Source organism: Alteromonas sp. I10 (assembly GCF_003201515.1).
Lineage (GTDB): Bacteria > Pseudomonadota > Gammaproteobacteria > Enterobacterales > Alteromonadaceae > Alteromonas > Alteromonas macleodii.
Window position 1 is genome coordinate 64,431 of the sequence record NZ_QJJN01000005.1, and the last position, 21,338, is coordinate 85,768.

21 protein-coding genes are annotated in these 21,338 nt (G+C 45.8%); 6 read left to right on the top strand and 15 right to left on the bottom strand.

The features are described from left to right. Positions 1-111: 111 nt before the first annotated feature. The 12 genes from BZA03_RS11330 to BZA03_RS11385 all read right to left on the bottom strand — a co-directional run bounded on the left by BZA03_RS11330 (position 112) and on the right by BZA03_RS11385 (position 13,918). Complete coding sequence (locus tag BZA03_RS11330; RefSeq protein WP_014977648.1) at positions 112-513, bottom strand: DUF4112 domain-containing protein; 402 nt, start codon at positions 511-513, stop codon at positions 112-114. Positions 514-606: 93 nt separating this feature from the next. Beyond that, positions 607-1,686 (bottom strand): ferrochelatase, encoded by a 1,080-nt coding sequence (gene hemH, locus BZA03_RS11335; RefSeq protein WP_110288839.1) that lies wholly within the window; start codon positions 1,684-1,686, stop codon positions 607-609. 212 nt (positions 1,687-1,898) lie between these two features. Beyond that, positions 1,899-3,500 carry an AbgT family transporter gene (locus tag BZA03_RS11340; protein ID WP_207198752.1) on the bottom strand — a complete coding sequence of 534 codons (1,602 nt, stop codon included), beginning with the start codon at positions 3,498-3,500 and terminating at the stop codon, positions 1,899-1,901. Positions 3,501-3,795: 295 nt separating this feature from the next. Beyond that, positions 3,796-4,677: a protease modulator HflC gene (gene hflC, locus BZA03_RS11345; RefSeq protein WP_014951089.1), complete on the bottom strand. Its 882-nt coding sequence runs from the start codon at positions 4,675-4,677 to the stop codon at positions 3,796-3,798. A gap of 5 nt (positions 4,678-4,682) precedes the next feature. Next, on the bottom strand, positions 4,683-5,834 hold the full coding sequence (gene hflK, locus BZA03_RS11350; protein ID WP_014951090.1) for an FtsH protease activity modulator HflK: 1,152 nt from the start codon (positions 5,832-5,834) through the stop codon (positions 4,683-4,685). 67 nt (positions 5,835-5,901) lie between these two features. After that, positions 5,902-7,191, bottom strand: coding sequence for a ribosome rescue GTPase HflX (gene hflX, locus BZA03_RS11355; RefSeq protein ID WP_014951091.1), 1,290 nt, complete (start codon positions 7,189-7,191; stop codon positions 5,902-5,904). A gap of 17 nt (positions 7,192-7,208) precedes the next feature. Then, on the bottom strand, positions 7,209-7,457 hold the full coding sequence (gene hfq, locus BZA03_RS11360; protein ID WP_014951092.1) for an RNA chaperone Hfq: 249 nt from the start codon (positions 7,455-7,457) through the stop codon (positions 7,209-7,211). Positions 7,458-7,535: 78 nt separating this feature from the next. Next, entirely contained in the window at positions 7,536-8,429 is an 894-nt protein-coding gene (gene miaA / locus BZA03_RS11365) for a tRNA (adenosine(37)-N6)-dimethylallyltransferase MiaA (RefSeq protein WP_258364636.1), read from the bottom strand. A gap of 43 nt (positions 8,430-8,472) precedes the next feature. Then, positions 8,473-10,332 carry a DNA mismatch repair endonuclease MutL gene (gene mutL, locus BZA03_RS11370; RefSeq protein WP_110288841.1) on the bottom strand — a complete coding sequence of 620 codons (1,860 nt, stop codon included), beginning with the start codon at positions 10,330-10,332 and terminating at the stop codon, positions 8,473-8,475. 94 nt (positions 10,333-10,426) lie between these two features. Continuing rightward, a complete protein-coding gene (locus BZA03_RS11375; RefSeq protein WP_110288842.1) occupies positions 10,427-11,776 on the bottom strand; it encodes an N-acetylmuramoyl-L-alanine amidase in 1,350 nt (449 codons plus the stop codon). Between the two features lie 85 nt (positions 11,777-11,861). Further along, positions 11,862-12,344, bottom strand: coding sequence for a tRNA (adenosine(37)-N6)-threonylcarbamoyltransferase complex ATPase subunit type 1 TsaE (gene tsaE, locus BZA03_RS11380; protein WP_014951096.1), 483 nt, complete (start codon positions 12,342-12,344; stop codon positions 11,862-11,864). 74 nt (positions 12,345-12,418) lie between these two features. Then, positions 12,419-13,918 (bottom strand): NAD(P)H-hydrate dehydratase, encoded by a 1,500-nt coding sequence (locus tag BZA03_RS11385; protein WP_110288843.1) that lies wholly within the window; start codon positions 13,916-13,918, stop codon positions 12,419-12,421. Between the two features lie 6 nt (positions 13,919-13,924). Between BZA03_RS11385 and queG the strand changes: the two genes are divergently transcribed. Then, positions 13,925-15,067: a tRNA epoxyqueuosine(34) reductase QueG gene (gene queG / locus BZA03_RS11390; protein WP_014980562.1), complete on the top strand. Its 1,143-nt coding sequence runs from the start codon at positions 13,925-13,927 to the stop codon at positions 15,065-15,067. A 64-nt stretch (positions 15,068-15,131) separates the two neighbouring features. Here the strand turns inward: queG and BZA03_RS11395 are convergent, their stop codons facing one another. The 3 genes from BZA03_RS11395 to nudC all read right to left on the bottom strand — a co-directional run bounded on the left by BZA03_RS11395 (position 15,132) and on the right by nudC (position 17,972). Further along, positions 15,132-15,755, bottom strand: coding sequence for a hypothetical protein (locus BZA03_RS11395; RefSeq protein ID WP_110288844.1), 624 nt, complete (start codon positions 15,753-15,755; stop codon positions 15,132-15,134). A gap of 23 nt (positions 15,756-15,778) precedes the next feature. Continuing rightward, positions 15,779-16,870 carry a uroporphyrinogen decarboxylase gene (gene hemE, locus BZA03_RS11400; protein WP_014951100.1) on the bottom strand — a complete coding sequence of 364 codons (1,092 nt, stop codon included), beginning with the start codon at positions 16,868-16,870 and terminating at the stop codon, positions 15,779-15,781. A gap of 268 nt (positions 16,871-17,138) precedes the next feature. Further along, positions 17,139-17,972, bottom strand: a complete 834-nt coding sequence (gene nudC / locus BZA03_RS11405) for an NAD(+) diphosphatase (RefSeq protein ID WP_081334030.1) — start codon at positions 17,970-17,972, stop codon at positions 17,139-17,141. Positions 17,973-18,133: 161 nt separating this feature from the next. On the opposite strand from nudC, the gene BZA03_RS11410 reads away from it, so the two are divergent. The 5 genes from BZA03_RS11410 (at position 18,134) to BZA03_RS11430 (ending at position 21,286) form a co-directional block, all read left to right on the top strand. Continuing rightward, positions 18,134-18,598: an Rsd/AlgQ family anti-sigma factor gene (locus BZA03_RS11410; RefSeq protein ID WP_075177287.1), complete on the top strand. Its 465-nt coding sequence runs from the start codon at positions 18,134-18,136 to the stop codon at positions 18,596-18,598. Positions 18,599-18,633: 35 nt separating this feature from the next. Further along, positions 18,634-19,107 carry a transcriptional repressor gene (locus tag BZA03_RS11415; protein ID WP_014951103.1) on the top strand — a complete coding sequence of 158 codons (474 nt, stop codon included), beginning with the start codon at positions 18,634-18,636 and terminating at the stop codon, positions 19,105-19,107. Next, complete coding sequence (locus BZA03_RS11420; protein WP_014951104.1) at positions 19,097-19,561, top strand: chemotaxis protein CheX; 465 nt, start codon at positions 19,097-19,099, stop codon at positions 19,559-19,561. Before BZA03_RS11415 ends, BZA03_RS11420 begins: the two co-directional genes overlap by 11 nt. Next, positions 19,551-19,988: a secondary thiamine-phosphate synthase enzyme YjbQ gene (locus BZA03_RS11425; RefSeq protein WP_039233612.1), complete on the top strand. Its 438-nt coding sequence runs from the start codon at positions 19,551-19,553 to the stop codon at positions 19,986-19,988. Before BZA03_RS11420 ends, BZA03_RS11425 begins: the two co-directional genes overlap by 11 nt. A gap of 101 nt (positions 19,989-20,089) precedes the next feature. Continuing rightward, positions 20,090-21,286: an OmpA family protein gene (locus tag BZA03_RS11430; protein WP_110288845.1), complete on the top strand. Its 1,197-nt coding sequence runs from the start codon at positions 20,090-20,092 to the stop codon at positions 21,284-21,286. Positions 21,287-21,338 lie beyond the last annotated feature (52 nt).

Genomic DNA, 21,338 nt, shown 5'->3' on the forward strand with positions numbered 1-21,338 from the left:
AGACATTTAGCTAAAGGACAAGGTTCTCTTATTTACTCAAGCTTTACGTAGCTTTACACAGTAAATAAGCAAAGTGAAAAAAGCGCAGGTATTTGGGTAACTAAACCTAGGTTATTCAGCACTCCATTCGGATAGTGCCTTCTGTGTTACTTTATCTACCTCATGTTTATTTTCGCTTATCCACCAGCGCTCCATAATACGGACATTTTTCTGATTGGCTTTATAGAATATATCCACAATGTCGCCAACAAATGGAATAAAACCTAAGCCAAAGTCGATTGCTGAGTTTTTTACCATTTGAGCTATTAGCGCTTTGGGCATACCCAATGATTTTCCCAGCCAAACTATTCGAAGTGAAACGAAGAGCATAAGCGCGTCACCGGCTCCTGGGATAAGGCCCACGATTGAATCCAAGCCTATTCTTATTGGGATAAAAGGGAGCTTTACAGCAGTATCCAGCAAGTTCGCCAGTTTTTGCGCTTTAAGTAGTGCCTTTGGTGCTTTGCCTTCCACGACCTTATCTCCCTTTCAATATAATAAATGCGCCACCAAGGGTGATTTCCCTATTGGCTTTCCTCGAAACGTTTACTGTCAGCTTTTCAAACGCTACTTTTCAGCGCCTAACGCTCTTGCTAAGCCTGCGCGCAAACCGTTGTCCGACTGTACTGTCCACCCATGCAGGTTTTCTTGCACTATGTCAAAAAGCACGTCTATATGTTCTTTGTCACTATTAAGTGCCGCGATGTATTCATAGCGCTCACCACCAGCTTCCATAAAGTACTCGCGATTCTCTTCACCAATTTCTTCAATAGTTTCCAAGCAATCGGCTGAGAAGCCAGGGCACATAACCTGAATGGATTTCACCCCTTTTTCAGGTAAAGACTTTAACGTTTCATCTGTATACGGTTTCAACCACTCTTCTCGACCAAAACGAGATTGGAAGGTTGTCATATATTCGTCGTGTGAAAGGCCAAGTCTCTCGGCAAGCAAGCGCGACGTTTTGTGGCACTCGCAGTGATAGGGGTCACCATTCATTAAATAGCGCTTAGGAATACCGTGGTAAGACAAAATAAGCTTGTCCGCTCTTCCATGGGTTTCCCAATGCGCTTTTACTTTGTTCGCCAGCGCGGTAATGAAATTATCGCGGTCGTGATAGTGATTCACGAAGCGAAGTTCTGGGAGCCAACGGCGAGAGGTGAAATCCTTAGCGATAGCATCAAATGTGGAGCCAGTTGTCGACGCGCTGTATTGAGGGTAAAGCGGTAAAACGACGAGTTTGCGTACGCCTTTTTCCAACATGGACTCGATGGTATCACCAATGGCGGGCTTGCCGTAGCGCATGGCAAAATCAACAATTACGTCATCGCCATATTGGGCTTTACAGCGTTCAGCAATAGCTGATGCTTGCGCTTTAGTAATAGCCATAAGTGGAGAGCCTTCTTCCGTCCATACGGTGGAATAAGCCTCTGCCGAGCGCTTGGGGCGAAAGTTTAGAATAATACCATTTAATACAAACCACCAAATCGCTTTAGGCACTTCCACAACCCGCGGGTCAGAAAGAAACTCTTTCAAATAAGGGCGTAACGCCTGCTTAGTTGGCGCTTCCGGTGTCCCCAAATTCGTTACCAGTACGCCAATTTTATCTGGTTGCCCGTGAGTAAAACCTTTGTTCGATTTGTATTTCATGTATTCATAGTCCGAGAAGTACTGCGCTATATCCGTATTATACTGAATTACCTTAGATTATGATCTGCTATAACGCCAAAAAAGTGCGATTGCGTTAATAGATTTTGGACATTAAAAAAGCGACAGGTGTTCGAAAATACTTTTCAAAAACACATGCCGCTTTCTTAGTTTGCTGCCGCATTATGCGTGAGGCAGCCCGTAAAGCTATCTATTTAAGGCTGATAGTAAGTCGCTGCGCCCGGGCCTACCGGCATACCGAGTAGGAACACCCAAATGTAGAACAAAATTGTCCAACCTACGATAAACACCATTGAGTAAGGCAGCATCATGGCAATGAGCGTGCCCATTCCCAAGTCTTTCTTGTACCTTGCAGCCATGGCCAAGATTAGTCCGAAATAGCTCATCATAGGTGCGATAACGTTTGTGACTGAATCACCAATACGGTATGCAGCTTGAATCACTTCAGGCGCGTAACCTATGAGCATGAGCATTGGCACAAAAATAGGTGCTGTTACCGCCCATTGCGCTGATGCACTCCCTAGCGACAGGTTCACTACACCACACATCAAAATGAACAGAATAAACACCGCTGGGCCATCTAACCCTGCCGCTTGTAACAACGCAGCACCTTTAACGGCTAATACTGTGCCTAGGTTTGTCCATTTGAAAAACGCAACAAACTGCGCAGCAAAGAATACTAGCGTAATGTAAAGACCCATTGCCCCCATGCTTTTAGACATGGCATCAATAACATCTTTGTCGTTCTTCATCGACTTGGTAACTTTACCGTAAACAAAGCCAGGAATAGCAAAGGTGATAAATATGAATGCAACAATGCCTTTAAGGAACGGAGAGCCCGCTACTTCACCTGTTTCTGGATGACGCAATATACCGTTTTCTGGCACTACCGTTAGCGCTAGTATCGCGCAAACAATAACAAACGATATACCTGCCCAACGCAGGCCTTTCTTTTCTAAATCCGTAGGCGCGTCCATTGATTGCTTGCCTAAATCTATGGAAGCATCAGCAGGGTCAAATTTACCGAGTCTCGGCTCAACAACCTTTTCGGTGACCAACGCGCCCATTGTGGCTACAACGAAGGTACTGATGAACATGAAGTACCAGTTTACTTCTGGGCCTACCATATAGTCGGGGTCAATCATGTGAGCAGCGGCTTCCGTGATACCCGACAACAGTGGGTCAACAGTTCCAAGCAGTAGGTTGGCGCTATAGCCAGCCGATACACCTGCAAACGCGGCGGCCAGACCCGCTAACGGGTGACGACCTAACGAGTGGAAAATCATCGCTGCCAGTGGAATAAGTACCACGTAGCCAAGCTCTGATGCAGTGTTTGAAATGATACCTGCGAAGACGATAGCAAAGGTCACGGCACGTTTAGAGGCATTCATCACCAACGCGCGCATTGCTGCTGATAACAGGCCAGAATGTTCTGCTACCGATACACCAAGAAGCGCAACAAGTACGGTACCCAGTGGCGCAAAGCCTGTGAAATTGGTAACCAAGCCTGTCACTATTCGCTGCAAACCTTCTGCGCTCATCAGCGATATGACTTCAATCATACCGTCTTCTTCACGCCCCTTTGCACCTATTGGGCGAGGGTCAGCTACAGCAATGTCAAAGTAACCAAGTATCCCACTAAGTAACACAATGAAAAGTGAAAGCAGAGCGAACAGCGTTACTGGATGTGGAAGCAGGTTTCCTAACCATTCCACCGTGGTGAGAAATCGCGAGAATAACCCACCTTGTCCGCCCCTATCATCGGCAGACACTGTATTTGTATTTTCCGTTGTCAAAATCTTCCCTCTGTCGTTTATTGACGTCTACCACACCAAGGTTAATGCTGGGAAGGCATCAACCTTGTACATAAATAGTGACGTGTTTTAATAGTATTCAGACGGTATTTTACCCGATTTAGTAAAATTTTGGCAGTGGATAGGGTAAATGAAGGGTTAAGTCAGTGTACATTTTCCTAAATTGCCCGGCTACACAGATTAAATATAACTCGCTATATCATACCGTTAGCCTTTCAAAAGGCGTAAAAAAACCAGTCTAAAAAGACTGGTTTTTAACGCTTCAAATTACGGCTATTTAGTTACCGTTTGACTTGTTCATATACTTGAAGAAGTCGCTGTCTGGTGCAATAACCATGACATCTTGTTTGCTGTTAAAGCTTTGCTTATACGCGTCCATACTGCGCAGGAAGCTGTAAAAATCAGCGTTCTTTGAGTAAGCGTCAGCGTAAATTTGTGCCGCAATCGCATCACCTTCACCGCGAAGTTGACGTGCATTACGCTCAGCATCAGCAAGCATTACCGTTACCTTCGCATCAATGTTTGCCTTAATGACCTCGGCTTGCTCTTGACCTTCTGAACGGTGCTCACGAGCTACGGCGGCACGCTCTGCGCGCATGCGCTGGAAGATCGAGTTGCTCACCTCAGTAGGTAAGTTAATCTGCTTAACGCGTACGTCTACAATTTCAATACCAAGCTCATCAGACGATGTAGAAGCTTGTTCCATTGCCTGGTTCATAAGCGCTGAACGCTCACCAGAAACGATTTGTGCAATAGTACGAGTACCAAACTCAGAACGTAGGCCGTTGTTTACTTTTTGCTTCAGTAGCGCTTCTGCTTGCAGCTTGTTGCCACCCGTTGATAGGTAGTAACGTGCAAAGTCTTCTATGCGCCACTTAACATAAGAGTCAACAATCAGGTCTTTCTTCTCGCTTGTTACAAAGCGATCAGGCGTTCCATCCAACGTTTGAATACGCGCATCTAAATGGCGTACCGAGTCAATAAACGGAAGTTTAAAGTGTAAACCTGGCTCAAAAACCCGAGTTTCACCGGTCGCGTCATCGCGCTGAACCTTACCAAATTGAATAACAATGGCACGCTCACCCTCTTTAACTGCAAACAGAGAACCTGATGCAAGCAAAACAAGAAGAACGAATGCTGCTATTAATAAATTCTTCATTATGCTTATCTCCCTTCTCTGTAGCTGTCACCGCGTAAACCAGAGGTTGGCGACGAATTACGGCTTCTGCCTGAAGTATCAGTTACAGGTGTTTGTAAGCTTTCTAGCGTGTTGCGTGAGCGATCGTTAGACGACGACTGCTGACGCTCCATAATTTTATCCAGAGGCAGGTACATCATGTTGTTTCCGCCTTTGCTATCAACCATGATTTTGCTGGTGTTACCCAACACTTCTTCCATGGTTTCAAGATAGATACGTTCGCGAGTAACCTGAGGTGCGCGCTCATATTGTGGAAGCAGCTCTTCAAAACGTGCCACTTCACCCTGCGCTTCCAACGTTACACGCTCTTTATAGGCTTGCGCTTCTTCATTCATGCGATTTACTTGACCACGAGCACGTGGCTCAATCTCTCTCGCATAAGCTTCAGCTTCACGAATAAAACGTTGTTCATCTTCCTGTGCAGCAATCGCATCATCAAAAGCATCTTTAACTTGCTCTGGTGGGCGGGCATCACGGAAGTTCATATCGATAATGGAAACACCCATGTTGTAGGGTTCAATGATCGCTTGAAGCTCTTCCCATACACGCTGACGCGTTACTTCACGGCCGTCGGTAAGTACGTCGTCCATTTTAGAGTGGCCAACTACGTAGCGAATAGCGCTATCAAGAGACTGGCTTAAACTCTGCTCAGGGCTTTCAACAGCAAACGTCCAACGATACGGGTCTACAACGCGAAATTGCATTTCCATTTGAACGCTTACCACGTTTTCGTCTTCTGTGAGCATAGAGCCTGAAGATGACTGGTCGCGAATTGACTGAACATCAACTGGGATTACTGAGTCAATAAACGTTGGCGCCCAACGAAGACCCGGCTCAACCTGCTCGTGATACTCACCGAAGCGAAGCACTACGCCACGCTCTGCTTCACGAATAGTGTAAAAACCACTAATGAACCAAATTACGACAAGTAAACCTACAAGAATACCAGCGCCGATACCACCTAGGCTTTTGCCTGAGCCACCACCGTTGCCACCTGACTTTCCAAACTTACCAAATAAGTTCTTAAAAACATCGTCCAAATCTGGGGGACCTTGCTCTTTCCCACCGCGATTCTTCCACGGGTCGTTATTATTGCCACCCGGCTCATTCCAAGCCATGCTGATACTCCATAGATTACTGTTATATTTTTGAATTTCGCATGCTCAATGCAGTGACTAGCACTGACTAATGTCGCACAACATACTCTGATATTCCGTTTTCCAGACGTTTTTCAAGTCTGTTCCAGTCAGCGGCGGGCATTCTTACATCAACTACCCAGTCTCCCTGACTGTCGTATTCTTCACTAGCAATACAGTTTAGTTCGTACAACACGCCGCGCAATCGACTTTGTGCAGGCGGAATCTTTAATGTGTAATTCACCATACTTTTACCTAAACATTCGGTTAAAGCTTGGCTCAATAATTCCGTTCCTTCGCCTGTTTGTGCAGATAGCCACACTCTGACAGGCACGCCTTCGTCGTTTCTTTCTATACGCGGTTGAACGTCGTCTAGTTTATCAATCTTATTACAGATTAGTAATTGTTGAATCTCTCCAGCTTCAATTTCTTCAAGTACATCATTAACTTCATCCATGGTTTCGCGATATTTTGCATCAGCAATATCAACCACATGGAGCAGTAAATCTGCTTCTTGAGTCTCTTGAAGTGTCGCTTTAAACGCAGCAACGAGGTCGTGGGGAAGATGACGAATAAAACCTACCGTGTCGGCTAAAATAGCCGGCCCTACGTCTTTTAAATCGATTTTGCGTAACGTGGGATCTAGCGTTGCAAACAGCTGATCGGCAGCGTAAACGTGTGAGTCGGTAATGGTGTTAAACAGCGTCGATTTTCCCGCATTCGTATAGCCAACTAAGGATACCGTTGGAATTTCAGCGCGTTTGCGCGAGCGGCGACCCTGCTCGCGTTGCTTTTGCACTTTTTCCAAACGACGAAGAATGGCTTTAATACGACCACGAAGTAGTCGACGGTCAGTTTCTAGCTGTGTCTCACCTGGACCGCGAAGACCAATACCACCTTTTTGACGCTCAAGGTGGGTCCATCCTCTGATGAGACGAGTTGAGATATGCCTCAACTGGGCTAGCTCGACCTGAAGCTTACCCTCATGTGTTCTTGCGCGCTGCGCAAAAATATCGAGAATTAGCCCCGTTCTATCTAACACCCGGCATTTACACACCGCTTCTAAATTACGCTCCTGAGAAGGAGAAAGCGCGTGGTTGAAAATAACAACGTTGGCATCGTGTGCTTTCACTGCCGCTGCTATTTCCTCTGCCTTACCTGAACCAACAAAAAACTTAGCATGAGGCGCACTGCGCGAAGTCGTAATAACTTCTACCGCATTAACCCCTGCTGAAGACACAAGCAATTCAAGCTCACTTAAGTCTTCTTTACTGTTCTCGTCGGAAAAATTAACATGAACAAGTACAGCCTGTTCACCGGCTTCATAACGGTCAAACAAGCGCGTTACCTTTTAAATTATTCACCTTTAGTATTTTCAGAATCTCCTGCGCTAGGCATTGTGATAGCGCGTGCTGGAACAACAGTAGAAATCGCGTGCTTATACACCATTTGGCTTACTGTGTTCTTCAGTAAAATTACGAACTGGTCGAAAGATTCAACCTGTCCCTGAAGTTTAATACCGTTTACCAGATAAATTGATACTGGAATACGTTCCTTACGCAAAGCGTTCAAGAATGGGTCTTGTAAAGATTGCCCTTTAGCCATTTGATATCCTTAGTTTTTATTATTCGTGATAGGAATTTCACTATCACTGCACGTCTAATATATACCACACTCAAACATTTAAAGTGTGACTTTCGCTGTAATTTTAGTCAAATTATCGTTAGCAAATGTGTCTAGCCATGTAACCTGCTCCCAGCCCCGTAACCACGTGAGCTGACGCTTGGCGAGCTGTCTTGTAGCGATAATGCCTCTTTCACGCATTTCTGCGTAACTCAATTGGCCGTCTAGGTACTGCCACATCTGTCTGTACCCTACCGAACGAATAGAAGGCAAATCTTCATGAAGATCACTGCGTTCGTAGAGCTTTACTACTTCATTCTCAAACCCTTGCTCCAACATCAAATCAAAGCGGGTCGCTATACGTTCGTGCAACACTGCCCTGTCTGCGGGCGCTATGGCAAATTGTGCAATGTTATAAGGGCACTTTTCACCCTCTTGTTGTTGCCAATGTGTCAACGTCTTGCCGGTACTTCTATACACTTCCAGCGCACGGGTAATTCGCTGTGGGTCGTTGGGGTGAATTCTCTCACCACTAATTGGGTCTACACCACGTAATTCATCGTGTAATTTAGACCAACCCAAGCGTTGTGCCTGCTGTGTTATTTCGTCCCGTGTCTTTTCATCTGACTTAGGTAGTGGCGAAATTCCATTTATCAAGGCATTAAAGTACATCATTGTACCTCCAGCCAAAATTGGCACCTTGCCACGCGCTAAAATATCGCCAATTAGCGCATTAGTGTCGTTTACAAATTGCGACACCGAATAGCTTTGTGCAGGGTCGATAATATCAATTAGATGATGTACTACGCCTGCTTGCTCTTCCTGCGTTGGCTTCGCAGTGCCGATGTCCATACCTTTATAAACAAGGGCTGAGTCAACACTTATTACTTCGCTTTCAACCTTGGCCGCTATATCAAGCGCCAAGCCTGTCTTGCCTGATGCCGTGGGGCCCATAATTGCTATTACTGGCAATGCAGAATTTATGCCATTGGACACCTTATTCTCCCCATACATCTAGCACTGAATTTAAGGGGCGCACTTTAGCAAATTGCTCAATAATTTCCCATTGTTTCACTTCGCTCTGCTGATCCAACCAGTACCACAGCGCATTTGATGTCTCTTCATCTAAAACATGTTCAGGCAAATCCAATGATCTTACGGCATCATCAAGTGAATTTACTTCATCATTTAGTTCAACTAATAAGAAGTATTCAAACCACTTGAGCCACGGCAAGTGCCTGGTACCGGCCGGCACCTGTTGCAGCCGATATTTGCCAGCCACTTTATTCACTTCAAAATGCGCGTCGTTTAGCAGTGTAATTAGTTGCTCATTGACATTATTGAGCGAAACAGCAACGGGCATTAACAACGGTTGTCCATGCTGCGCTTTTAAAAATAGTTCGCTTAACCAGATACTTGCAACTTTAGTTGCACAAAGAAGGTAAATTTTTTCTGATTTTGGGTAAATTCTACACTGGGAAGTTAGATTAACGTGCTCTGCAACGGGTATCGGATCTGCATTGTTGTTAATAATGTCGCTATTTGGCGTCATTAACGCATTGTAATTTGACTGATATGCCGCACTTGGCCCTCGACTTTGCTTATGTGCAGCGCCACCACTTCGTCCACCACTGGCACTTCCCGAGGATGTATTTCTTGGACTGCCTGTAAATTGCCCATAAGGCTGTGGCGCGCCTTGCGAGACTCCCCCCGTCGAGTAACGAGAAGACTCGTTGAACGCCTGTGCATTATCCGACGTTTGATTCTGTAAAGGCCTAATGTAATCGTGTTCTACCTGAGAAGACATGAAATCTGAGCCCGAAGGACGGCTTGCGTCCATTCCTGATAAAGGCTGTTCGTCGGTCATGGCGTGCAGCGCATCACTCACGGTTTTACAGATAAAGTCGTGCACCAATCTGCCTTGTTGAAACCTCACCTCATGCTTGGCGGGATGAACATTTACATCCACATCTTTAGGGTTAACCGTTAAGTACACCACAAAGCTTGGTTGCTCCACCACACCCCAAACGCTTTCGTACGCTTGGCGAATAGCGTGCATAATAAGCTTATCTCGCATGCCTCTGCCGTTAACAAAACTGAACTGGCAATCATTACTGCTGCGAAGCATGGCCTCATTCCCTAGCCAAGCATCAATGTGAAGACCTTCATACTCAGTACTAATATGTACGGCATTTTGAACAAACTTTTGTCCAACCACTGCGCCAATTCGGGTGGCTAAACTGCCTGCTTTGTCGGCGATAAAGCGCTTTGCTACTTTATCGTTGTGTTTTAAAACAAATGAAACCTTGGGATAGCTCAGTGCTATGCGTTTTATGACTTCTTCAATATGCTGAAATTCGGTTTTTTCGGTGCGTAAAAACTTACGTCTTGCTGGCGTGTTGTAAAACAGATCTGCCACGTCAATTGTGGTGCCAACAGGGTGGGCCGCTGGCTGGATATTTACCGCCATTTCCCTACCCTCACAATAGGCCTGCCACGCCTCACCTTGAGACTCAGTGCGCGATGTCAGAGTTAACCGGCTCACCGAGCTAATACTGGCCAGCGCTTCGCCACGAAAGCCAAGAGAGAGAATTTGTTCTAAGTCATCCAGAGTGGTGATTTTGCTGGTTGCATGGCGACTTAATGCCAGCTGCAGTTCACTTTTGACAATGCCTGACCCATTGTCTTTTATTCGAATGCGTTTGTGGCCACCTTTTTCAATATCGACTTCTATTTTGGTGGCACCAGCATCAAGGCTGTTTTCTAGTAATTCTTTAACCACAGACGCGGGGCGCTCAACCACTTCACCAGCGGCAATCTGGTTTGCAAGTTGGGGAGATAAAAGCTGTATAGGCAAAGGACTACCCTATGATATTAACTATATGGATTCGTGGCGATACGATATGTAAGTGCAATGAGTGCTGAAAAAGCCGATGAAACAAAACCTTGGTTTATGTTCTCGGAATATTTAGTACCTGCCCTACGCGTACAACATCACTTGAAAGATCATTCGCTGCTTTGATGCTGCTTACTTTTACATTGTAACGCTGTGCTAATAACGAGAGCGACTCGCCGCTTCTTACTTTGTGCGTTCGGTTGTTCGCCCTTTCTTGTGCCCACAGTGTACCATCAGGGGGAACTTGCTTGAAGTAACGCTTAGTCGCATTAAACATGGCATTCGCTAAGCGTTCGCGATGTTTAGACCAGTTCAGATTCTTCTCTTCTTGCGGATTAGAAATGAAACCAACTTCGACCAAAATAGAGGGGATGTCAGGCGCGGTCAAAACTGCAAAACTGGCGGCTTGTGGTTTTCTTTTATGCAGACTGGTCACCTGCTTTAGCTCTTCAACCACTTTATTACCTAAATCGTGGCTGGTCGCCATGCTGTGATCCATCGATAAACCCAGTATGGTTTCAGTAAGATATCGCTCGCTTGATTTATCATTGATCACTTCAGCTGCACCACCGAGTAATTCAGAGTGACGTTCAGATTTCTCTAGCCAGCGGCCTAATTCAGTGTCTGCTCTTCGCATGGATAGTACCCACACCGAACCACCTCGCGGTTGAGGCTGACTAAACGCATCGGCGTGGATGGAAATAAGCAAATCGGCTTTTTTCTCGCGCGCAATTTCAGGACGTCGATTAGGAGAAACATAATAATCATCGCCACGAGTCATGATGGCGCGCATACCTCGCTCCCGGTTTATCATGTCTTCCAGTTTTTTGGCGATACTCAGGGTGATGTGCTTTTCATAGGTACCAGCCGGACCGATTGAACCTGGGTCATGTCCACCATGCCCGGCGTCGATGGCGACGATAATGTCTCGGTCTCGGGCACTGGTAGAATCATCAATAACGACAGAGCCAGTTGATGCCGACGCTGATAACGTTGGCGATGGCTTCGGCGCGCTATCTGGTAAATCGACAACCAGCCTGTGTCCGTAAGCACCATCGGGGGTTACTGCAAATAACGAAGGCTTGGTATTTCTATTGAGCTCAACAACCACTCTGGCAGATGATTTGTTTTTCGGTGTGGAGTAGCGCAGCTTTTTAATCAAATCACCGCTGTTTTCAATGCCAGAAAGCTTAGCGGTGTCGCTGGTGTTGTTAAGATCGATGACAAGCCGAAGCGGATTTTTAAGTGTAAAATAGGTGAACTCTGGCGCTGATTTCATATCGAAAACAACGCGCGTATTGTCCGGCGACGGCCATATCCTAATCCCGTCGATGTTATTTTGCGCACCGTGTGCGAATTGCACGACGAAACACAATAATAATACCGAAACTATACTGCGCACCATAATTAGCCTTTCTGTTATTGTTATGCTGCTCTCGTCAACTCCGGAGCGGCTATTTATTCAGTTTTTCTTTCATTTCGCATTTGCGCTAAACGCGCTTACATTGCTGAAGCAATTTCGCACCGTGGGCACTTTTTGCTTCCAAATTAAACTGCCTACCCGATGGCGTAATATTTATACTAATCACTAAGTCTGGGGATGCCAAGTATTCGCCCCCTTTTTCCGACCATTCAATAAGCGCGATAGCGCCCGAACCAAAGTAATCGCGAATTCCCATGAACTCTAACTCTTCTGGGTCGGCTAAGCGATACAGGTCGAAGTGATAGATATTGACGCCGTCCAACTCATAAGGTTCAACCAATGTATAGGTTGGACTTTTAACGCTACCTGAATGACCTAAAGATTGAATGAAATATCGGCTAAATGTCGTTTTCCCTGCACCTAAGTCGCCGTTTAAATAAATAACAGCATCGGTAGGGAGTTGACTCGAAACAGCCTGCGCTAAATCTCTGGCAAGCTGCGCAGTATCATCTACTTCATTAGCAAAAAAAGAGGTATGCGGGTAAGACATCAACAATATTCCACAGTAATAGAAAGCCGAATAACACAGTAGATGCCTGCCCGTTCAAGACAAAACCACGCTAACTAGTGGTTTATAAGCGCACGTACTGCGTCAAACAAATCGCTCGCTATCATACCACGTTGACCATACAGTTGGGCAATATCATCGCCAGCCTTAGCATGAAGCACTACACCATATTTCGCTGCAATATCTGTTTCTACGCCTTGCGCGAGCAACGCGCCCAATATTCCGCTTAATACATCACCGCTTCCTGCGGTAGCCATACCTGGATTACCGTGACGGCAAACCCAGGTTTTCTTTTCATTGTCGATAAGCGTACCCGCCCCTTTTAGTACACAGACCGCATGGTATCGCTGTGAGCACTGCCTTGCGTAGTTAAAACGGTCGCTTTCTACATCATCAATAGAAACACCGAGTAAACGCGCAGCTTCGCCCGCGTGAGGGGTTAAAATACTGTCAGACAAGGTGTACGCGGTTGACTGCTGACACAACAGATTTAGCGCGTCAGCATCAATGACCACAGGCTTATTGTGGCTTTGACAGTGCTTCATGGTGGTTTCAAATGCGCTTTCTGCCCATTCATCTTGCCCAAGACCCGGTCCAATAACCACACAGGTTGCCCAAGCTAATGCATCTTCCAAATTAAAGTCGGTGACCATGAGTTCAGGTCTGCCTGCACTGACCTGAACGACTGACGACTCATGGGTATACACGCGTACCATGCCCGCACCACTTCTCAGCGCGGCTTCACTGGCGAGTCGAATGGCACCTGCTGTTCCGCGGTTACCGCCAATGCACAATAGTCGACCGTAAGTCCCTTTATGACTGTTAATCTCCCGTGGCCCCATACCTTTAAAGTGGTCGATATTTAGCATGGTCGCGCTCGCTTTAGCTAATGCTTGGAACGCTTTGCCGATACCCAAATCCGCATACACTAACTTACCGCACGATTGTTTACCCGCACCAGTAACAAGCCCCGGCTTAATGCCTACAAAAGTAACGGTGATATCAGCCTGAACACATCGCCCTAGGCTCTGTCCTGTATTTGCATCAAGCCCTGACGGCACATCAACGCTTACTACCGGTGTTGATGACGCATTCACCGCATCAATGATGTCTGCAAACTCATTGCGAATATAGCTATTAATACCTGTACCAAGAAGCGCATCAATCACTACGTCAGACTTCTCGAGGAGCGCAGCGTCAAACCCATTGATACTGCCTCCTGAATCGAGCCAGCGCTGCTGTGCTTTGCCAGCATCACCTTCCAGCGTACGTTCAGGCTCAACCGCACATAAATGCACTTGTTTACCCGCAAGTTTTGCGTTTATTGCTGCAATGTAGCCGTCACCCGCATTGTTACCTTGGCCCACCAGCACTAAGTAAACGTCTGAGTTTGGCATAAGCTCAAGACACTGCTTAAACACCACATCACCAGCTCGTTGCATCAAGGTGAACATATCGCAGCCCGAATCCGCGGCGGCTTGTCCCTCATTTTCCCTAACCTGATCGGCCCGAAATAATTTGTATGATAAACTTGACGTTAATTGAGTATCTAGCATGAGCACATGTCCGAATTTAGTTCTATCGACCTTGTTGAATTAACCAACAATATCAAGGCTTGGGGTACAGCGCTAGGCTTTCAGCAGGTTGGCATCAGCGATATTGATCTACATCAGCACGAGGCACACCTTCAGGAATGGTTAGACAATGGGTATCACGGTGACATGGCCTTTATGGAGAGTCATGGGATGAAGCGTGCCCGGCCTGATGAGTTGGTCCCAGGGACATTACGGGTTATCAGCGTTCGCATGAACTACTTACCTCCCGACGCCTCGTTTGCTAAGCATTTAAAAAAGCCAGAAATAGGATACATCAGCCGCTATGCATTGGGCCGTGACTACCACAAAGTGCTGCGCAAACGTCTGAAGCAATTGGGAGAGAAAATCACCGCATCCTTGGCGCATACCCAATATCGCCCGTTTGTAGACTCAGCCCCCGTGTTGGAACACGCTATTGCTGAAAAAGCGGGTATTGGCTGGACGGGGAAACACAGCCTGACACTCAACAAAGAAGCCGGCTCTTGGTTCTTCTTAGGTGAGCTGTTCATCAATTTGCCATTACCCACTGACTCACCAATTGAAGAGGGTTGCGGCACCTGCACGGCGTGTCTAACCATCTGCCCGACCAATGCAATTGTTGCGCCTTATAAAGTAGATGCCCGTCGCTGTATTTCCTATCTCACCATTGAATCAGACAAAGATATTCCCGAAGATTTGCGCCCCATGATGGGCAATCGCATTTATGGCTGTGACGATTGCCAACTTGTTTGCCCTTGGAATCGCTTTGCCGATGTTACCAGTGAAGAAGATTTCCACCCGCGACAAGTGCTACACGGCCAAAGTCTCAATGCGCTTTTCGGCTGGTCTGAAGAAACCTTCTTGCGCAATACGGAAGGCTCTCCCATCAGGCGGATTGGCTTTGAGAAGTGGCAGCGTAATATTGCCGTTGCGTTAGGAAACGCTCCGTATGATGAACAAAGCATTCTGCTTTTGAAAGAAAGACGAGGGAGCGTGAGTGACTTGGTGGACAGACATATTGATTGGGCTCTTAAGCGGCAGCAAGAGAAGCAACAAGCGTCTGATGCAAAAAACAGGCAGCAAGCGCGGCTTATTCGCGTAATTGAAAAAGGTTTACCAAGAGACGCCTAACGCAGTACACGCTTGAATAAGGCATACCGCGAATTCATTTAGTTTAGCTATATAGGTTTTCGGGTTAACCCGCCGAAGCAAGCTGACTGTTTAAATCGGCCTGAGTGCTATTCCGATAACGCACACGAGCATTTGGCGAATGGGATGCGGCGAAAGAAACGTTAAGTTTCAGGCCTCGCTGTGCCACTTGCGTGGTTATGACGGGCGAGCCGAATTCCCACCACGGCTCCTGTTCCAATGCTTCAATAACTCGCGACAGCTCAGTTTCAGAACCGTCATACTCACCCGTTATTTCGCAATGTCCGTTCTCACATTTTACCGAGTCTAAAACAAAGCGCTCGTTGTTAGGCGGCAGCGCAAAAAACGTATTGAGTGAGCCTTCGGTTTTAGTGTAGAAAACCTCTGGCGCCATGATTTGGACATTCTCAGCAACGGGGGCAACATTCATCTCGCCGTTTTTCGTAACGCTTGTATCCAAGAGCACCGCACCTGCTTCATTTGAAACCAACTTGGCGGCGGGCTTAATAACTTTCAGCTCACTCGTTTCCGTGGCACGAGAGCGCGCTAACACATTGGTTAGTCGCTCTTTTTCTGCATTGGATTCACTGAGTTGGTGTTGATAGCCAGAAAATTTATACCCTGCTATCAATGCAAACGCTATCAGCAACAACACAAGCCACGTTTTCATTTTACTTCCTTTATCGAAGTCGCTTACTTGTGATATTGCTTACTAAGTTCATGTACCGCATTAACGAACACACCTGCATTTTCAGGTGGTACGTCTAGATGGATACCGTGACCTAAATTAAATACGTGACCGCTACCTTCACCGTAACCTTCTAGAATGGACGCCACTTCTTGCTCAATTCTTTGCGGTTGAGCATACAGCATTGATGGATCCATATTACCTTGAAGTGCAACTTTATCGCCAATGCGCGCACGCGCTTCTTTAATGTCGATAGTCCAGTCTAAACCTACTGCGTCGCAGCCTGTCGCCGCAATCGATTCTAGCCACATGCCACCGTTTTTGGTGAACAAGGTAACAGGTACTTTACGGCCTTCATTTTCACGGGTCAGCCCACTTACAATGCGCTCCATGTACTGAAGCGAGAATTCTTTGTAGTCACGAGGAGATAACACGCCCCCCCAAGTATCAAATACCATGACTGACTGCGCGCCCGCAGCGATTTGAGCATTTAAATACTCAGTAACAGAATCAGCCAGTTTTGCTAGTAACGCATGAAGCGTTGCTGGCTCAGCAAATGCCATTTTCTTGATTTTGGTAAAGGCTTTACTTGAACCACCTTCAATCATGTAAGTCGCGAGTGTCCAAGGGCTTCCAGAAAAACCAATTAATGGCACTTCACCTTTAAGCTCACGGCGAATAGTACGAACGGCATTCATTACGTACTGTAATTCACCTTCTGGATCAGGAAGGCCTATTTTATCCACATCCGCTTTACACGTGATTGGATTTTTAAAGCGAGGGCCTTCACCTGTTTCAAAGTAAAGACCGAGGCCCATCGCATCTGGAATGGTCAAAATATCCGAAAAGAGAATTGCAGCGTCGAGAGGAAAACGACGTAAAGGTTGTAGCGTCACCTCACATGCAAGTTCTGCATTCTTGCACAACGACATAAAATCGCCTGCTACTGCACGAGTCGCTTTGTACTCTGGGAGGTAGCGCCCGGCTTGTCGCATCATCCATACAGGTGTGACATCAACCGGCTGCTTAAGTAACGCACGTAAGTAACGATCGTTCTTTAACGCGGGCTTATCAACACTGGGGAAATTTTGCGACATATAACTCACCTAAATTACTGAAGATATTTGAGCGCGAAAGTATACCAGTATTCTTAACTAAGGTGTGCTAAAACCTGTATTAAAAAATCAATGTTTTAACGACAAATCGGTGTAGTGTCGATTATTAAAGACAAACAATACTTGAACATTACTTTAAAAAGACGCTTGCACTTAAAGTGAGTGTTTGCTATTACTATAACCGTTAAAGAAAAGAAGCCCTACATGGGACCGTGCTAAACTTATTGAAACCCTGCTTCGGCAGGGTTTTTTATTTGTCGCCGATCAGAGACACCGTTTCAGCAATTAATTGTCCCGCAATAGACACTTTCGGTGGAATAGTCGGCAGCGCATCTATATCAAACCATTGCGCATCATCTATCTCGTTCTCCTGACAACGAATTTCCCCTTCGTCATACTCGGCAATAAACCCGACCATTAAGGAATGTGGAAATGGCCATGGCTGACTATTGTAATAGCGCAAGTTTTTAACCTTAACGCCAACTTCTTCGAAAACTTCTCTGTGGACCGCTTGCTCCAGACTTTCACCACTTTCTACAAAGCCAGCAAGAGTTGAATACATATTAGATTCTCGATGGCGAACGCCTTTGGCCAACAATATTTTTTCGCTGTCGTGTATAGAAACAATGATACAGGGAGACACTCTTGGATAACTGCGATGTTGGCAGCGGTGACAATGCATTGCCATTTCCCAATCTACGCGTTCAGTCTTGGCTCCACATTGCCCGCAAAATTGATGAGTACGCAAGAAGTGGATGTATTGCCAGGCTCGCCCAATAACGGAAAAGGCAATATCGTATTCGGCAAAAAGAAGCTGTCTAAGCGATACCCGTTCCCAACCGGGTTCGTCAACATGCTCAGCGCCCAAATCAACAACATATACGGGCAGATCTCTATGCGCCGTCTCATTGAGCGGTGGAAGTTGATGAATTTCATCGACATAAGATGCTAAAAATGGAATATCACTCAGGTAAGCAACGGGGATAGACTCAGACGATTCTTGTACTACAATTTTGCCGCGACTAAAAACTACCCACAGGGCTTGCTGAGCAGCTAGTTTCGCCTCATCCAACTTTATCATCATTGCACATCACTCCTTTTCTTTACTGCTTCATACTACACTAAATACTGAGCGTATAGATCGCCACCATACATTTTGAAACGAACTTTTTCGCGCAAAATTTGTGTCGCTAGTGCACAGTGTTATACTGAAACTTATTGTCGCTAAACGGGTAACACATCAAAATGTTGCAACAGTTAGAAAGCGTTAAATCAAAATGGGGCGGGAAAAGCCAGGTTATTGACCGCTGGTTAATGGACAGACAGGCACTATTAGTTTCTTTCTGTGAACTAGCAGGTATTAACAAGCGAAGCGAGTGTTTACCTGACCCAGATGAAATAGACAACTTTTGCAGCGCATTACTCGATTATTTGTCGGTAGGACACTTTGAGGTTTTCGATATGTTGGTTGAAAACGACAATGAAGGCCTTTCACTACGAGATAAACTTTACCCCAGATTGACAAAAACCACTGACGCAGCACTCGCATTTAATGATACGTTTGCACAAGCAGTAACGCCCGAGCAGGCAGCTGAATTTGACTCAGCGCTAGCCAAGCTTGGTGAGACATTAGAAGAGCGTTTTGCCTTGGAAGATGAGTTAATAGCTCATGTACACACTAAAAAACGTGATCCAGAAGTGACGCTTTAATATAACAATGAAAGTCGAGTTTACGGTTATCATCAATGAACAAAACCACACTTATTCATAAGGCACGGGCTTATTGCGAGCAACGCGGCGCCAGATTCACACCGCTTAGAGAAAAGGTGTACGAAATTCTTGTTTCAAAGCACGGCCCTATGGGTGCTTATGAACTACTCGACTCTCTGAAAGAAACAGAGTCTAGTGCTAAACCTGCAACAGTCTATCGCGCCCTTGATTTTCTTCTCGATTTTGGGTTCATTCACCGTTTAGAGTCTACCAATGCGTTTGTGGCCTGCTATCATTTTGGCTGTAACCACCCTGTTCAGTTTCTAATTTGTGACAGCTGTGGTGATGTTGCTGAAATTCAATCTGAAGGTCTTCAAGAGACCCTTGATAGCCAAGCAAAGCAACACGGATTCAAAGTATCGAAACAAACTATAGAGGCCCATGGATTATGTGCCGATTGTCAACAAACGGAAGATCACGCTGCCCAGGAGAGTGTACATGAATGCTGATTTTGTGAACCCGTTTATTGCTGGTCTTTTGAACGTGCTTGAAACCATGGCTCAAACTAAATTGACCCCGGGCAAGCCCAAGCGCAAACAAAGTGATATCGCCAAAGGCGATGTATCGGGGCTAATTGGCATGGTGGGCCCTGACGTTCGCGGCTCTATGTCTATTACTTTTGACGAGTCTTTGGCCCTGACCATAATGGAGAGAATGGTTGGCGAGCGCCCTGAGAAGCTTGATGCAGAAGTAGGCGACATGGTTGGCGAAGTTACCAACATGATTTGCGGTAACGCAAAACGAGACCTTGCTGAGCGGGGTTACGAATTTGGAATGGCAACACCCATCGTTGTATCAGGAAAGCAACATACGATTAGTCACCAGGTTGATGGTGCTAAAATTATTCTTCCTTTCATGTGCGACGAAGGATTAGCGCATTTGGAAATCTGTTTTGACAAATAATTTCTGGCAGTCTGAAAAAATTACACTCGACAGCTACCCGAGAGGATTTCACCTGATAACACAGCAGGTGGAATCTGCACTACCCAGTATTCGTCATGTTGAAGTCGGCCTTTTGCACCTATGGCTTCAGCATACAAGCGCTAGTTTGACAATCAATGAAAATGCCGACCCTACAGTGAGGCATGATATGGAAGCGTTCTTCAACCATAGTGTAAAAGAAGAGCTTTCTTTTTTCAGGCATACTTATGAAGGTAAAGATGATATGCCTGCTCACTTAAAATCGAGTATACTAGGGTGTCAACTTACTATACCTGTCCAACAAGGCAAGCTTGCACTTGGCACGTGGCAGGGTATCATGCTCGGCGAACACCGAGATCATGGTGGAAGACGAACAATTATTGCCACATTACAAGGGATCGCAGCCTAACCCATATTATAAATGGCACAATTTGTGCTAGCGTTATACGTTAAGCACAACACAAAATTATCTAAAATTGATAATCACTCAACGTTAAACAGGATGTGACTATGAAACAACACTTTAAAATGGCAGCGCTATCTCTTGCTGTAATTTCTGCAACTAATGCATTTGCACAAGACTCTTCTGAGCCAGAGTACAAAAACTGGTTCGGTATTTCAGGTATGCATTATAACACTGACGAATCGCGTCCTCTTTCTCTTACTGAAGGCGAAGTATATGACGACGGTTTAGGTGCGACATTCGAATACGGATTCCGTTTCACTCAAAGCTGGGCTGCACGTGTAGAGTTCACAAAATTGTCTGTGGACTTCCGTGACGGCGGTGATGAGAGCGGCGAAATGACTGGCGTAGATGCTATGTACTTTATGCCAAACGATGCATGGTTCGTTTTTGGTGGTGTTAAACGCCAATCAGTTGGTGATTCAACGACACTTGGTAACATCGGTATCGGTAAACACTGGAAAGTAGGTGAAACTGCTCGCCTAATCACAGAAATCGCGACATACCACGATTTCGGCGAAAGCTATAACGATTATAGCGTTAAAGTAGGTCTTGCAATTCCATTTGGTAAGAGCACACCTTCTGCGCCTAAAGACAGCGACAACGATGGCGTTGTAGATAGCAAAGACCAGTGCCCAATGACACCAGCAGATGTTCGTGTTGACGCAAATGGTTGTAGCATCGATGATGATAACGATGGCGTTTTAAACAACGTTGACCAGTGTCCTAACACTCCAGCTGGCACTAAAGTAGATGCAACTGGCTGTGCAATTAAAGATTCGGACAACGACGGCGTTGTAGACAGCAAAGATATGTGCCCTGATACACCAGCTGGCGTAAAAGTTGATGCTAAAGGTTGTACAGTATTTGACGAAGAGACAGTAGAAATCACACTACGCGTTCTATTCGACAACGAAAGTGCTGTAGTTAAAATGCCAAAAGATCCAGAAATCTCTGAATTTGCTGAGTTCATGAAGCAGTATCCTTCAACAACTGCGGTAATTGAAGGTCACACTTCTGCACCAGGTAGTGAAGCTTACAACATGGACCTTTCTAAGCGTCGTGCTGCGAACTTCAAAGAAGTAATGGTAGACATGTACGGTATCGAAGGTTCTCGTTTAGAGACTATCGGTTACGGCGAAACTCAGCTTCTAGACAATGGTAAGAATGCTGAAGCACACCGTGTTAACCGTCGCATTTCAGTGACAGTTAAAGACACAGTGAAAGTAGCTGAAGAAAAGTAATTCATTGTATATGAATTGAAAAAGGCGCCTTACGGCGCCTTTTTTGTGTCTG